The following is a 12,354-nucleotide window of genomic DNA, read 5'->3' as shown; positions in this document are numbered from 1 at the left end:
ATCATTTTCTATTGGCGTTTCAAATAAAGCAAAAAAAGTTGTGCCGGAAGCGACGGAAACCCGCCCAAGCCGCGTTTGAATAGGTATCAACAGCGGCAAATGGCCGCCAAATTCAGGGAACTATGTAATGAAAACCAAAAGCTTCATTTCGGCAATCGTCGTAGCTGCAGTTACTGTGACCGGCACTTCCGCTTTGGCCAAGGGCCCGCGTGCGACATTTCAGGAACTGGATGCCGACGGGGACGGGCAGGTGACTCAGGCCGAGATCGAGACACATCGCAACCAGAAGTTCACCGCTGCCGATACGGATGGCGACGGCCAACTGAGCGTCGAAGAAATGCAGGCTGCGGCGCAGACCAATGCCAACGAGCGTGTTACCAAGATGTTCGAAAAGCACGACGCAAATGCGGATGGTTTCCTTAGCGAAGATGAATTGCCGAAACCGCGCCGCGCCTCCAAGATGTTCGAGCGCATCGATGCCGACGGCAACGGTTCGATCTCAGAACAGGAATACGCGGATGCAAAAGATAAAATGGGCCGGAAACACAAGCGGCATCAGAAGTCGGACACCGACAACAACTGATACGGGATGGAGGATCTGACCTCTTATCCCGACATCGAGCATGGCGGAACACCTGCCATGCCCGAGCCCAGCGACGAAGAGTTGCTGGGCCGGTTTTCTGATGGCGATGCTACGGCGGCCCGCCTGCTGACCGGGCGGTTGGGGCCGCGAAGTTATTCCGTGGCTTTGCGAATGCTGGGAAACCCAGCAGAAGCAGAGGACGTGACGCAAGAAGCGATGATGCGCCTTTGGAAGATGGCACCTAACTGGGTGCCGGGGCAGGCGCAGTTATCGACCTGGCTCTATCGCGTAACACTGAATCTATGTGTGGACTTGCGCCGGAAAAAGCGGCCTCAAGCGTTGGACAATGTGGCCGAACCCGAAGATGAGACTGCCAGTGTGGTCGACCAGATGCAGGAGAGTGCCCGCAAGGACGCGTTGCAGGCTGCATTGGAGCATTTGCCGGACCGGCAGCGGCAGGCTGTGGTTCTGCGGCACATCGAAGAATTGTCCAATCCCGAAATCGCGGGGATCATGGATATTTCGGTCGAGGCGGTTGAAAGCCTGACCGCGCGTGGCAAACGATCTCTGACCGCGATACTGGCGGGGCGTCGGGATGAACTGGGGTACGAACATGGCTGATCAAGATAACGAACTCGACCATCTGTTTGCACGGGCGCGTGCGGCGCGGGATACGTTTCCTGACGATCTTGCGGTTCGCATCGAAACGGATGCCGAAGCCATACGTCTGGCCCGGACTGCAAGACCGCAGCGGCGGACATGGCGGCAAAAGATAGGCGTTATCGGGGGGTGGCAAGGGTTGAGCGGTCTTGTGGCCGCAAGCGCAGCTGGCGTCTGGATCGGGTTCTCCGCTCCGGCCTTCTTGCCGGACCCTGTTGATTATTTCATCTCACAAGAGACGACCTATCTGATGGCCGATCTGAATTTAGACGAAAACTATCTGGAGGACGCAGAATGAGCGATCATCCCGCACCCAAACGCAAATGGATGCCGATATTGCTGGTTGTCTCTCTTGCTTTGAATCTGCTGATTGTCGGAGTCATTTTGGGTGCGGCATTGCGCTTCAAAGGAAGCGCTCATGCCGATGCGCCTCCGGGATTTGGCCCGGCGCTGTATTATGCGCTGCCAAAGTCGGATCGAAAGGCTCTGAGAGGTGAGTTGTCGGACCTGCGCGGAAAAGGATCACATCGGCGCAAGCAGGATTTTACTGCTCTTAGTCAAGTGCTTAGGGCCGTGCCTTTCGATCCCGCAGCGGTTGCGAGTCTTTTGGCACAGCAGTCGAAGGCAACTGCTGATCTGCAGACTGCGCTTCATCAGCAATGGCTGGCCCAGATCTCGGCCATGAATGATGACCAACGTGCCGCTTACGCGGACCGGCTGGAGGACGTAGTTAAACGCGGCCCGCGCAAACACAAAAAACGGGACTGACTAGTCACGCTGCGCTTTGCCGAATCTGTACCTGGTTGCGGCCCGCTTTTTTGGCGGCATAAAGTGCTTTGTCCGCCGAGCTGATCAATCGACCAACCGGGTCTGTTTCGCCTGGATGAGAGAGTTCGGGCGGGGTACATAATTTCACCCCCACGCTGATCGTTACGGGTACTGGGGCTGGACGATCCGGCAGCTGAAAAGGTTTTTCGCAAATTGTTTCACAAATCTGTTTCGCTTGCTTCAGCGCTTGGTCGGTTGAGGTATTCGGTAGCCCGATCATGAACTCTTCGCCGCCGATACGCGCGACAAAACCGGTTTTTCCTATCACGACTCGCAGCCTTTTCGCGGTTTCGGTCAGGACTAAATCCCCTGCGGCGTGACCGTATCGGTCATTGATTGCCTTGAAGTGGTCCAGATCGGCCAGCATCACAGCGAATCCGTGTTCCGTTTCTGGGGCCTGAAGCGCGATCTGGTCCAGCGCGCGCATCGCATAGCGGCGATTGAACAGTCCGGTCAGCGGATCGATCAGGGATTCGGCCAAATCCCTGCGCAATGTCGCTCGCAATCTGTCGTCTCGGGTCTTGCGGGCGATCAGAGTTTCAAGCCGCAAGCATATCTCATCTGTCTGAAACCCGCCCATGCAGACCGCATCAGCGCCTCGGTCCAGCGCCTCGGCCGCAAGTGCGGGATTATCATCCGGCAACACACCGATCAGCACCGTATTTCGTGTCGCACCGCGCGACCGAAGATCTGCCAGTAGGTTCCGCCCCGAGCTATTCGGTGCAAGCTCAACAACAATCGCGTCCGGGATCGTTCCGGACAGGATGCCTTTGAGATCAGGCAGAGTATGGCCGGTCACACGATGCCGGGTTTGATGGGTCAGAGCATTACTCCACAACGCGCTGGTTCGAACTGTTTGCGTCAGGATCGCGATCTCTGCCGTCGATGGCGGGGCGATCAGCACCTGTGGCGCCTCGCCAAAGCCAATGGTTTGGGCCGAACCTTCGATGTTTAATTCCTGCCGTTCGGCGCGCGTACGTAACAAGCTGCGCACGCGGGCCAATAGAAGTGTATCCTTGAACGGATAGCCAAGCACATCATCCAGCCCGTCCGACAGTGCCTTCAAACGCGCTGCTTTGTCGTTCTGCGGTGCAATCGCCACAATCGGCACATCGATCAGGGCAGGATCTGCCGTCATCACTTTCTTAACATCCGCAGCGGTTCCGTCGGGCAGAGTTTGCGCAGTAAGAACCAGATCAGGCCGTGTCCGCCGCAGTAATGCACCAAGCCCGGCCACTTTCTCACCCTGCACGACATGGTACCAGGCGGCCGTCAACTGAACCTTGAGCATTATGCGATTGGTCGAAACACCGTCGAGGACGAGTATGGTGCCTTGTACAGACATAGCCATTCACCGTTTGATTGCATGCGTTGCTAAAGTGTTTATGAGTCTGGTTAACAAACCCTTTCCAACACAGTGTCCGAGGCCAGTTTATGCCGATCTCCGCCAATTCCGCTGAAACTCTGGCCCTGAATGTGCTGGGCTGGCTGGTGGGAAATGATGAGTTGCTGCCCGTTTTCCTGGGGGCGACAGGTGCCTCGGAACAAGATTTGCGCGACCGTGCGGGTGAGGCTGAATTTCTTGGGTCTGTGTTGGACTTTCTGCTGCTTGACGATTCATGGGTGATCGCTTTTTGTGACGCCAATTCCGTGCCCTACGAAGAGCCGGGTCAAGCCCGCGCCGCGTTGTCCGGAATTTCGGATATGCACTGGACCTAACCCAAAGGAAATTTGTTTCATGGCAATCGACGCCCTCGTGTTCGACAAGGACGGTACTCTTTTTGATTTTGCAGCCACTTGGGGTGCGTTCGGGCGTAACGCGATGCTGCAGCTCTCTGATGGAGATGTGCAGCGCGCGACCGAGTTGGGGAAGGCCATCGGATTTGATTTTGAACAAGAGAGCTACGACCCGAATAGCGTAGTCATCGCCGGAACGGTCGATGAAGTTGCTGCAGCCCTGACACCGCATTTGCCTGAGGTATCTCTGGGGCACCTGATCGAAACACTCAACCGGGCGTCAGCGAACGCAGAGCAGATCCAAGCCGTTCCCTTGGCACCATTCCTTGCCGAGCTGCGGCGCGCCGGGCTGAAACTGGGCGTTGCGACGAACGATGCTGAAATGCCGGCCCTGCAGCACCTGCAGTCCGTTGGTGTGCGGGACCATTTTGATTTTGTAGCCGGATATGACAGCGGACATGGTTACAAGCCAGGTCCGGGGCAGCTATTGGCCTTTGCTCAGCATGTCGAGGTCGCGCCATCTCGTGTTGCGATGGTTGGTGACAGTCTTCACGATCTAGAGGCGGGACGCGCCGCAGGGATGGTCACCATCGGGGTTCTGACCGGCATGGCGACGGCCAAAACACTCGAACCGCTGGCGGATGTCGTCTTGCCCAACATCGGGCACATTCCCGGCTGGTTGTCGAAAACCGAATAACCTCGGTTCCAAATCGCCGGGTTGGATAATAAAACCGACAACTCTTGTCGCAGACAGAACGGCGATACTGAATCTTCGGGGCTTTCATAGGAGTGAAAGCGCGGAGGATGGTGATGGCTGAGAGCAAGACACGCAAACGTCGCGGTGGTGGACGCGCGGGCGCAGCCGCGAGGCGCGGCGCGGCGGTGATCGAGCAGATGCCCTGGAACCCGCCCACAAACATCGACAAGCCAATCGAGCCGTTGGGACCCGAGGGGATCGAAGCGGTTCACGAAGGTGCCATGCGGATTCTCGAAGAGATCGGCATCGAGTTCTACAATCAAGAAGCCATCGGGATCCTGCGCAAGGCGGGCTGTACAATTTCCGGCGACAACGTCCGTATGGACCGGGATTTCGTGATGGAAATGGTGGGCAAGGCGCCCAGCAAATTTACCATCACGCCGCGCAACCCGGAGCATCAGATCGAGATTGGTGGCAGGACCATTCTGTTCGGCAATGTTTCATCCCCACCAAATTATTGGGACATGGAAATTGGAAAAAAAGTGCCCGGCACCCGGCGGATGTGTCAGGACCTGCTGAAGCTGACGCAATACTTCAACTGTATCCACTTTGCAGGTGGATATCCGGTTGAGCCGGTCGATATCCACGCCAGCATAAGGCACCTTGATGTGCTTTATGACAAGCTGACCCTGACCGACAAGGCAATGCATGCCTATTCGCTGGGGAAAGAGCGCGTCGAAGACGTGATGGAGATGGTGCGTATCGCGGGTGGCCTGAGCCACGAGGAATTCGAGGCCACGCCGCGGATGTACACTAACATCAACTCGACCTCACCGTTGAAACACGACCATCCAATGATCGATGGCTGCCTGCGGCTTGCGCGGCGTGGGCAGGCAATTGTCGTGACGCCTTTCACTCTGGCCGGGGCGATGGCCCCTGTGACGATGGCTGGCGCAGTGGCACAATCGCTTGCCGAAGCGCTGTGCGCGATTGCGTTGTTTCAGTATGTTCGCCCGGGTATTCCATGCGTGATCGGGACCTTTACTTCGAATGTCGATATGAAATCCGGTGCGCCTGCATTCGGGACACCGGAATACATGCGCTCGACCCAGATGACTGGGCAGATGGCACGGTATTATGGCTTGCCTATGCGGTCCTCGGGCGTTTGCGCGGCAAATGTGCCCGATGGGCAGTCGGTTTGGGAAACCTCGAATTCCCTTTGGGCGGCGGTGCAGTCAGGCACCAACATGGTATATCATGCGGCAGGCTGGCTTGAAGGAGGCCTTATCGCAAGCCCCGAGAAATTCATCATGGATTGCGAAATCCTGCAGCAGATTCAGAGGTATATGCAGCCGGAACTGACAGCGACGGGCCCGGATGACATCGCCCTTGAAGCGATCCGGTCTGTTGGAAACGACGGGCATTTCTTTGGCATCCAACATACGCAAGATCGTTATACCACCGCATTTTATCAGCCGTTCCTGAGTGATTGGAAAAACTTCGAAGCCTGGGAAGCAGCTGGTGGTATCTGGACTGCGGAACGTGCCCATCGGATGTTCAAGGAGATCGTGAACAATTTCGAAGCCCCGAAGATGGATGAGGCGATCCGCGAGGAGCTGGCCGAGTTTGTTGAGCGCCGCAAGGCCGAAGGCGGTGCGCCGACCGATTTCTGATCGCTGCCCAATCCGCACTTCAGTTTGGGATTAGATCGGATTCTCATAATCCCGTATCGGATTTTGGGTGTTTGTTAAGCTTTCTGCGATCACTTGAGAGTGTCTTTCAATCTGAGGCGACTCATGCACGGGCTGATCAACAGGGCGATCCAATCCTTTGTCTGCGCCACCTACGGGCGTCAATGCTGGTTGCGCGCGACTCATACGACCGGGCTGGGATTTGACGAGTTCGAGGCGATGTTGATCTATGACGCGGAGATATCGACCCGAGTGCTCGACGCTTTGTGCGCTGACTTGAACCGCCCAAAATCCGAATTTCTTGAGGATTTGGGCACTTATCTGGTCTCACACTCGAACATGGAAGATCTACGCAGGTTATTGCGTTTTGGCGGGGTCACCTATTTGGAGTTTCTGCATTCGCTTGATGATCTGTCGGATCGCGTCCGCCTTGCTGTGTCCGATCTGAGATTGCCGGATTTGGAATTGCAGGAACACTCGCCCGGGGAATATCACCTGCATTGCACTCCTGATTTGCCGGGGTATTCCAGCGTCATGACAGGTGTACTACGAGCCATGGCGGATGACTATGGGGCGTTGGTGATCCTGTCCAATGAAGGGTGCCAAAACGGGGCTGAGTTGATTTCAATCACATTGATCGAAAGCGCGTTTGCCGAAGGGCGTCACTTTGATCTTGGGGCACGTAAATCATGATCAAGACCGCAGATCTTGGACAGTTGCTGGACACCTTATGTCCGATGTTCGTCCTTGTAGATGACATGGGGCGGATCGGGCAGGTTGGACCAACTCTGCAGAAGCTACGTCCGGATCGGCCTATGGTCGGCCGAAGCTTTCTGGATGTCTTTGAACTGGTGCGCCCTCGCTCAATCACGACAGTAGCTGCGCTGATGATGGTGCCGGACCGAAAGCTACACCTCAGGTTTCAAGACCGGCCGCAGACTGCGTTCAAAGGTCTGATTGCGCCGTTTCCTGGCGGAAGCGGGGCGGTCATCAACCTGTCGTTTGGAATTTCGATACTGGATGCGGTACGCGACTATTCTCTGACCAGCACCGATTTCCCGGGCACTGATCTGGCCATAGAATTGTTGTATCTGGTCGAGGCAAATTCTGCCGCGATGGAAGCGTCACGCTCACTGAACTTGCGTCTGCAAGGTGCGATGCTGGCGGCAGAAGAACAAGCCTACACGGACACGTTGACCGGGCTGAAAAATCGACGTGCGATGGATCATATTCTGGGGCATTTGATTTCGTCGAAATCGAGTTTTGCAATGATGCATCTGGATCTGGATTTCTTCAAATCGGTCAATGATCGATTGGGGCATGCTGCAGGGGACTATGTTCTGCAGCAAGCCGCAAAGATCATGCTGGACGTCACACGCAGCGATGACACGGTTGCCCGCGTCGGGGGTGATGAGTTTGTCTTGATCTTCAAGGGCATGACAGACCGTACAAAGCTTGATGGTATTGCAGGGCGCCTGATTTCACGCCTGTGCAAGCCTATGCAGTTTGATGAGGCAACCTGCCGGATATCGGCGAGCATTGGCACAGCACTCTCAACACAATTTGAGGTGCCCAAGGCCGAGGATATTCTGCATGCCGCCGATCTGGCCCTATACGCCGCGAAACGAAGCGGGCGATCCTGCCACCGGTTTTATTGCAAGCTATCGGATGCGCGGCAATCCGGTTGAGCGCGGGAGGGTGCGCTAGCGAGCGTCCAGAACCGCCGCGATGTGCCGTTTGACCTGAGGCAGCTCTGAAATCACCGGCATAATGTGGCCAGCAAAACTGGCACGGGCCAGCTCCTCGGGCACATCTTCCAAGACATGGCCTCCGGTGCAGGCAAAGAACGGCAAGCACAGCGCTTTGCTTCCGCACTCGGCGGCGGCATCCGCAATTGATGGGGGTTGTTCAACGAACCCGGTGTGAATGCTATTGAACGCGGTAAGCCGACCCAGTTTCTCGGCGAAACCCTTTGCGACAATGGCCGGATTGGCGCTGCGGCCCGAGCCATGTGCAGCGATCACAAGATCTGTGTCCGCCGCGCTCCAAACCCTGTGCGTCAGTTCCTGATGTATGGCCGCTGTAATCAGGGCAGGCAGTTCGGGATCGATACCCATGGGGTCCAGAATCGTGACAGAACGCTGGCCAATCCGCTTTGGCAGAGCGCTGGTGACAAACCAGCCGCGCGCCATGAATAAGGGGTAGATAACCGTGTCGCTGGTCAATCCATCAAGGCAATTTTCCAACGCCTGCGGGGCTGCCAATGTGGCCGACGATACCGAAACCCGTTGACATAACTCATCTACCTCTCGCGCAAAGGCTGCTAGCGCAGATTCTGCAGGTGCAGGGTCCGAGGGTTGGCCATGGGCGACGATAACGGCGTGTGTCATGCAGGGCTCCGGATAGGTTCTGCGATAGATGTATTGCTGGTGGGCAGAGTCAATGCGGTGTTGGCAATTTCGTCATCCCAAGAGGGTCAGCCACAACCAGACCGTCAATATTGACGCGGTTGTTCCGATCAGAACTGACGACGCGGCCACACGTTTGGCATGTCCGTACATGTTCGCGAAGATGTAGCTATTGATCCCCGGCGCCATCGCTGCGGTAAGAACGCCCGAGCGGAACAGATCTTGCGGCAACGCCAGAGATGACCCGAAGAACCAAACCAGGCTCGGGTGCAGCATCAATGAGATACAGCAGACGAAAATAATGGTACGAAGATCGCCCTCGGGTCGGTACTTAACCAGCACGCCCCCCAGCGCGAACAGGGCACCGGGCAAGGCCGCGCGGGTGATCAGGTTCAAGGCTTCGTCCACAACTCCGGGTATGGCCAGTCCAGTGAGGTTTACGACAAACCCCAACGAGATCCCAAGAATGAGTGCATTCTTGAACATGGCCGACAGCACGGATTTCAACATCCGCACTCCGCCGTTGCCGCGGTTTCGAAGCACCTCCATCACCGTGATGCCGAGGCAATAGCAAAAGGGTGAGTGGAACGCGATGATTGTGAAGTTGCCAACTAGATTTTCGACCCCATAGGCGCGCTCGGTAATAGGCAACCCCAAGAGGACCGAGTTTGAAAACAGACAGCAAAATCCAATAGCAACCGAATCCTCCCACGCTCGTCCGAAGATCAGGCGCGCACCGATCATACCAGCGACAAAACACAGACCAGCTGCTGAATAGAAACTGACCAAAAGCCGAGGATCGAAGCTGGTGCCGAGATCGAGATTGGCAATGGCGAGAAACAGTAGGCAGGGAATGGCAAAGTTCTGCGTGAAACTCATTAACCCATCGATATGGGTTTCGCGAAAATAGCCGAACCTCGTCGCCGTGTATCCGGCACCGATGACCAGAAACACCGGCAGGATGACATCAATCAGGCTTTGTAACATGGCGGCGCCATACGGGGTATCGTAAGCGCGTGCAGCAGCATGCCTTACAGGGCGTGCCGGATCACCATGCCATCATAGGCAGGCGTTATATGATCCGGTGTTTCCGCATCGACCGTCGCATAATCCAGATCGATATGCATGTTGGTCAAAACGGCGCGTTTTGGTTTCAATTGGTCGATCCACTCCAGCGTCTTTTCCAGATGGGCATGTGTCGGATGCGGGGAACGACGCAGAGCATCAATAATCATGCAGTCCAGATTCTGCCAGTTCAGTCATGCTCTCATCATAAAGCTCTGCTACATCAGGCAGATAGACGATGTTTCCCATTCTGAAGCCAAGCGCATCAATCGATCCGTGGTTCACGCGAAATGGCCGAAGCGGGATCTTGCCGCCTGGGCCGGGAATTTCGAACGGCCCATTGATTGTCTTGAGGTCGAGTATGGGCGGATAGGGCGATCCCTCGGGCTGAACGAAGGCATAGCCAAACCGGCTGAGCAGATCGTTCTGCGTGTCACCATCGGCCCAGACGGGGACGCGGGTTTTCATATTGAAAACGATCATCCGCAGATCGTCGATCCCATTCATGTGGTCCGCGTGGGAATGCGTATAGACGACACCATCCAATCGCCCAGTCCCGGTGTCCAGCAATTGGCTACGCATATCCGGTGAGGTGTCGATCAGAACCGAAGTAGTGCCATCCGGCCCGTCCCGTTCGACCAGTAACGAGCATCGCCGACGCTGGTTTTTCGGGTTTTCCGGATCACAATCGCCCCAATGCCCCCCGAGACGGGGGACGCCACCGGATGACCCGCAGCCCAGGATTGTCAGGCGCAGCTCGCTCATGCAGCCGCCTTGTATGTGGCGGCTTTGGTGAAGAGCCGGTCAAAATTGGCCTGCGTTTGTGCGGCGAAATCGGCGTAATCCAATCCGAAGACCTCAGCCCCTTTACGGGCGGTGTGTGCCGTATAGGCGGGCTCATTCCGTTTGCCACGATGAGGTGGGGGGCAAGATAGGGCGCATCGGTTTCGACCAGAATTCGGTCAACAGGTGCCGAAGCGAAGATATCGCGCAGTTCCTGGCTTCTTGGGAAGGCCGCGATGCCGGACATGGACAGGTAAAAGCCCAGATCAAGCGCGGCCCGGGCCAGTTCTGCCGACGAAGAAAAGCAATGCATGACACAGGAATAGGGCGTATTACGATGCTCTTCGGTCAGAATGCGGGCCATGTCGTCATCAGCAGCGCGCGCGTGGATGATCAATGGCAGGCCAGTGCGCTGGGCGGCCTCGATATGGATGCGCAGCGATTGTTTCTGAACATCTGCCGACTCGGCCGTGTAGTGATAATCAAGCCCGCTTTCCCCAATGCCCACGAACTTGGGATGCTTAGCCAATGCGACCAGCTCATCGACCGTGGCCATCGGCTCATCAGCGGCGCTCATCGGGTGGGTGCCTGCAGCGTAGAAGACTGGGGCGTGAGCCTCGGCGATGGCGCGCACAGCGGGTTCGTTGCGCAGCCGGGTGCAGATGGTCACCATGCGGGTCACGCCAGCCTCGGCAGCGCGTGCTACGATTTCATCCAACTGACCGTCGAAATCAGGGAAATCCAGATGGCAGTGGCTGTCGGTAATTTCGGGGGTGAGGCTCATCAGCTGTGACCGGCGGTTTCCTGTATCTTGAACACCGTATCTAGGACAAGCGAGGCAGGGTCAAGGTTCACCGCCTGCCCATGCCGCGCGCGCGCCGTGATGAGCGCGGCGACCTCCGCCCATTGGCGGGCCTTGTGCTGCGAGTTAGAGAGGCGCGACAGAGTTTCAGCCTCATTCGGGGCGGCCTCGGGTATGGAGGCGGCACCTTTTGCACCTGTCAGCGCCAAACGCGAGAGCGCAACGTCGATCAGTGAAAGCAGCAGATCAAACCGTTCGGCAGCCCCCCGCTGAGCTGCCGCTTCTGCCAGTTTCAGGGCGCGCTGGCGGTCGAGCCGGGGAAGGGAGCCCAGAATTGCAATCAGCTCGGCATAAAGCTCTAGCCCGCCGAGATTGATCAAGCGGACGGCATCACCCACTGAACCGGCGGCGAGGGCTGCCAGATGCTCGGCCCGACTAGGGATTTCTGTGCCGGTCTGCGCTAGCGCGGCCTGCATGTCATCTGCGCCAAGGGGTGAAAGCCGCAGCGTGCGGCAACGCGAACGGATGGTCGGCAGCAGGCGCGAAGGTTGGTGTGAAACCAGCAGCAGCGTCGTGCGCGCTGGGGGTTCTTCGAGCATTTTCAGCAGCGCATTGGCGGCGCTGACATTCATTTCATCCGCTGAATCGACGATAACAACCCGGCGACCACCATCGGCAGAGGACAGGCCGAAGAACTTGCCCAGTTTGCGGATGTCATCGACAACAATTTCGTTGCGCAACCGTCCCTGATCGTTGACGGACCGGGTGATTGCGGCAAGGCCGGGCTCGGCCCCCGCCTGGATACGGTGTGCGACAGGGTGGCCCGGGTCGATGTCCAACGTCTCAGGCGCAGGAGGGGCACCAAACAACCCGCCTTCATCTGCCGGAGGTGTGGCCAACAAAAACTGTGCAATGCGCCAGGCAAGGGTAGCCTTGCCCACGCCGCGCGGCCCCGTTAGCAACCAGCCGTGGTGCAGCCGGTCCGAGTTATACGCGGTTAAAAACGCCTCTTGGGCCGCATCCTGTCCGAACAGCTTGAGAGTTTCGCGCGGATGCGGGGCACCAGGGGCCTGATCCGGTGTTTGGATATCGTCGCTCAT

General features: G+C 57.1%; 13 protein-coding genes and 2 pseudogenes. 9 read left to right on the top strand and 6 right to left on the bottom strand.

Going from position 1 to position 12,354, the window contains the following annotated elements; genetic code table 11:
• Positions 1–127 precede the first annotated feature (127 nt).
• From AC1DFB_RS10115 to AC1DFB_RS10100, 4 genes are read left to right on the top strand one after another with little or no spacing between them, the layout of a single operon-like run.
• Entirely contained in the window at positions 128–583 is a 456-nt protein-coding gene (locus AC1DFB_RS10115; protein WP_170800005.1) for an EF-hand domain-containing protein, read from the top strand.
• Between the two features lie 6 nt (positions 584–589).
• Complete coding sequence (locus AC1DFB_RS10110) at positions 590–1,204, top strand: RNA polymerase sigma factor (protein WP_480921187.1); 615 nt, start codon at positions 590–592, stop codon at positions 1,202–1,204.
• A complete protein-coding gene (locus AC1DFB_RS10105; RefSeq protein ID WP_170397018.1) occupies positions 1,197–1,541 on the top strand; it encodes a hypothetical protein in 345 nt (114 codons plus the stop codon). The genes AC1DFB_RS10110 and AC1DFB_RS10105 overlap by 8 nt, the downstream gene beginning before the upstream one ends.
• The gene (locus AC1DFB_RS10100; RefSeq protein ID WP_170397015.1) at positions 1,538–2,011 is read left to right on the top strand and encodes a periplasmic heavy metal sensor; all 474 of its coding nucleotides are present in this window, start codon (positions 1,538–1,540) and stop codon (positions 2,009–2,011) included. The genes AC1DFB_RS10105 and AC1DFB_RS10100 overlap by 4 nt, the downstream gene beginning before the upstream one ends.
• 4 nt (positions 2,012–2,015) lie before the next feature.
• Here the strand turns inward: AC1DFB_RS10100 and AC1DFB_RS10095 are convergent, their stop codons facing one another.
• Entirely contained in the window at positions 2,016–3,416 is a 1,401-nt protein-coding gene (locus AC1DFB_RS10095; RefSeq protein ID WP_170801344.1) for a diguanylate cyclase, read from the bottom strand.
• A gap of 89 nt (positions 3,417–3,505) precedes the next feature.
• Between AC1DFB_RS10095 and AC1DFB_RS10090 the strand changes: the two genes are divergently transcribed.
• The 5 genes from AC1DFB_RS10090 to AC1DFB_RS10070 all read left to right on the top strand — a co-directional run bounded on the left by AC1DFB_RS10090 (position 3,506) and on the right by AC1DFB_RS10070 (position 7,884).
• Positions 3,506–3,790, top strand: a complete 285-nt coding sequence (locus AC1DFB_RS10090; protein ID WP_170397013.1) for a DUF3572 domain-containing protein — start codon at positions 3,506–3,508, stop codon at positions 3,788–3,790.
• Positions 3,791–3,809: 19 nt separating this feature from the next.
• Complete coding sequence (locus tag AC1DFB_RS10085; RefSeq protein WP_170800007.1) at positions 3,810–4,505, top strand: HAD family hydrolase; 696 nt, start codon at positions 3,810–3,812, stop codon at positions 4,503–4,505.
• 113 nt (positions 4,506–4,618) lie between these two features.
• Positions 4,619–6,178 (top strand): trimethylamine methyltransferase family protein, encoded by a 1,560-nt coding sequence (locus AC1DFB_RS10080; protein WP_170403942.1) that lies wholly within the window; start codon positions 4,619–4,621, stop codon positions 6,176–6,178.
• A 123-nt stretch (positions 6,179–6,301) separates the two neighbouring features.
• Positions 6,302–6,889, top strand: coding sequence for a heme NO-binding domain-containing protein (locus AC1DFB_RS10075; RefSeq protein ID WP_170597072.1), 588 nt, complete (start codon positions 6,302–6,304; stop codon positions 6,887–6,889).
• Positions 6,886–7,884: a diguanylate cyclase domain-containing protein gene (locus tag AC1DFB_RS10070; protein ID WP_480921186.1), complete on the top strand. Its 999-nt coding sequence runs from the start codon at positions 6,886–6,888 to the stop codon at positions 7,882–7,884. Before AC1DFB_RS10075 ends, AC1DFB_RS10070 begins: the two co-directional genes overlap by 4 nt.
• Positions 7,885–7,899: 15 nt before the next feature.
• Here AC1DFB_RS10070 and AC1DFB_RS10065 read toward each other — a convergent pair whose 3' ends face one another.
• The 5 genes and pseudogenes from AC1DFB_RS10065 to AC1DFB_RS10045 form a co-directional block, all read right to left on the bottom strand.
• Positions 7,900–8,586, bottom strand: coding sequence for a CbiX/SirB N-terminal domain-containing protein (locus tag AC1DFB_RS10065; protein ID WP_480921185.1), 687 nt, complete (start codon positions 8,584–8,586; stop codon positions 7,900–7,902).
• 72 nt (positions 8,587–8,658) lie between these two features.
• Entirely contained in the window at positions 8,659–9,591 is a 933-nt protein-coding gene (locus AC1DFB_RS10060) for an AEC family transporter (protein WP_170403928.1), read from the bottom strand.
• Between the two features lie 44 nt (positions 9,592–9,635).
• A pseudogene (locus tag AC1DFB_RS10055) lies at positions 9,636–10,434 on the bottom strand (MBL fold metallo-hydrolase).
• Positions 10,431–11,236 (bottom strand): annotated as a pseudogene (locus tag AC1DFB_RS10050) (TatD family hydrolase). Before AC1DFB_RS10050 ends, AC1DFB_RS10055 begins: the two co-directional pseudogenes overlap by 4 nt.
• On the bottom strand, positions 11,236–12,354 hold the full coding sequence (locus tag AC1DFB_RS10045; protein ID WP_170403918.1) for a DNA polymerase III subunit delta': 1,119 nt from the start codon (positions 12,352–12,354) through the stop codon (positions 11,236–11,238). Before AC1DFB_RS10045 ends, AC1DFB_RS10050 begins: the two are co-directional and overlap by 1 nt.

This window comes from Ruegeria sp. S84 (assembly GCF_056583445.1).
The sequence above is the reverse complement of the archived record's forward strand: the minus strand, read 5'-3'. Positions and strand labels throughout refer to the sequence as shown.

Coding starts and splice junctions, on each gene's coding strand:
- AC1DFB_RS10075 (WP_170597072.1), top strand. CDS start 6,302: ATGCACGGGCTGATCAACAGGGCGATCCAATCCTTTGTCTGCGCCACC.
- AC1DFB_RS10085 (WP_170800007.1), top strand. CDS start 3,810: ATGGCAATCGACGCCCTCGTGTTCGACAAGGACGGTACTCTTTTTGAT.
- AC1DFB_RS10100 (WP_170397015.1), top strand. CDS start 1,538: ATGAGCGATCATCCCGCACCCAAACGCAAATGGATGCCGATATTGCTG.
- AC1DFB_RS10110 (WP_480921187.1), top strand. CDS start 590: ATGGAGGATCTGACCTCTTATCCCGACATCGAGCATGGCGGAACACCT.
- AC1DFB_RS10115 (WP_170800005.1), top strand. CDS start 128: ATGAAAACCAAAAGCTTCATTTCGGCAATCGTCGTAGCTGCAGTTACT.
- AC1DFB_RS10065 (WP_480921185.1), bottom strand. CDS start 8,586: ATGACACACGCCGTTATCGTCGCCCATGGCCAACCCTCGGACCCTGCA.
- AC1DFB_RS10045 (WP_170403918.1), bottom strand. CDS start 12,354: ATGAGCGACGATATCCAAACACCGGATCAGGCCCCTGGTGCCCCGCAT.
- AC1DFB_RS10060 (WP_170403928.1), bottom strand. CDS start 9,591: ATGTTACAAAGCCTGATTGATGTCATCCTGCCGGTGTTTCTGGTCATC.
- AC1DFB_RS10095 (WP_170801344.1), bottom strand. CDS start 3,416: ATGTCTGTACAAGGCACCATACTCGTCCTCGACGGTGTTTCGACCAAT.
- AC1DFB_RS10090 (WP_170397013.1), top strand. CDS start 3,506: ATGCCGATCTCCGCCAATTCCGCTGAAACTCTGGCCCTGAATGTGCTG.
- AC1DFB_RS10080 (WP_170403942.1), top strand. CDS start 4,619: ATGGCTGAGAGCAAGACACGCAAACGTCGCGGTGGTGGACGCGCGGGC.
- AC1DFB_RS10105 (WP_170397018.1), top strand. CDS start 1,197: ATGGCTGATCAAGATAACGAACTCGACCATCTGTTTGCACGGGCGCGT.
- AC1DFB_RS10070 (WP_480921186.1), top strand. CDS start 6,886: ATGATCAAGACCGCAGATCTTGGACAGTTGCTGGACACCTTATGTCCG.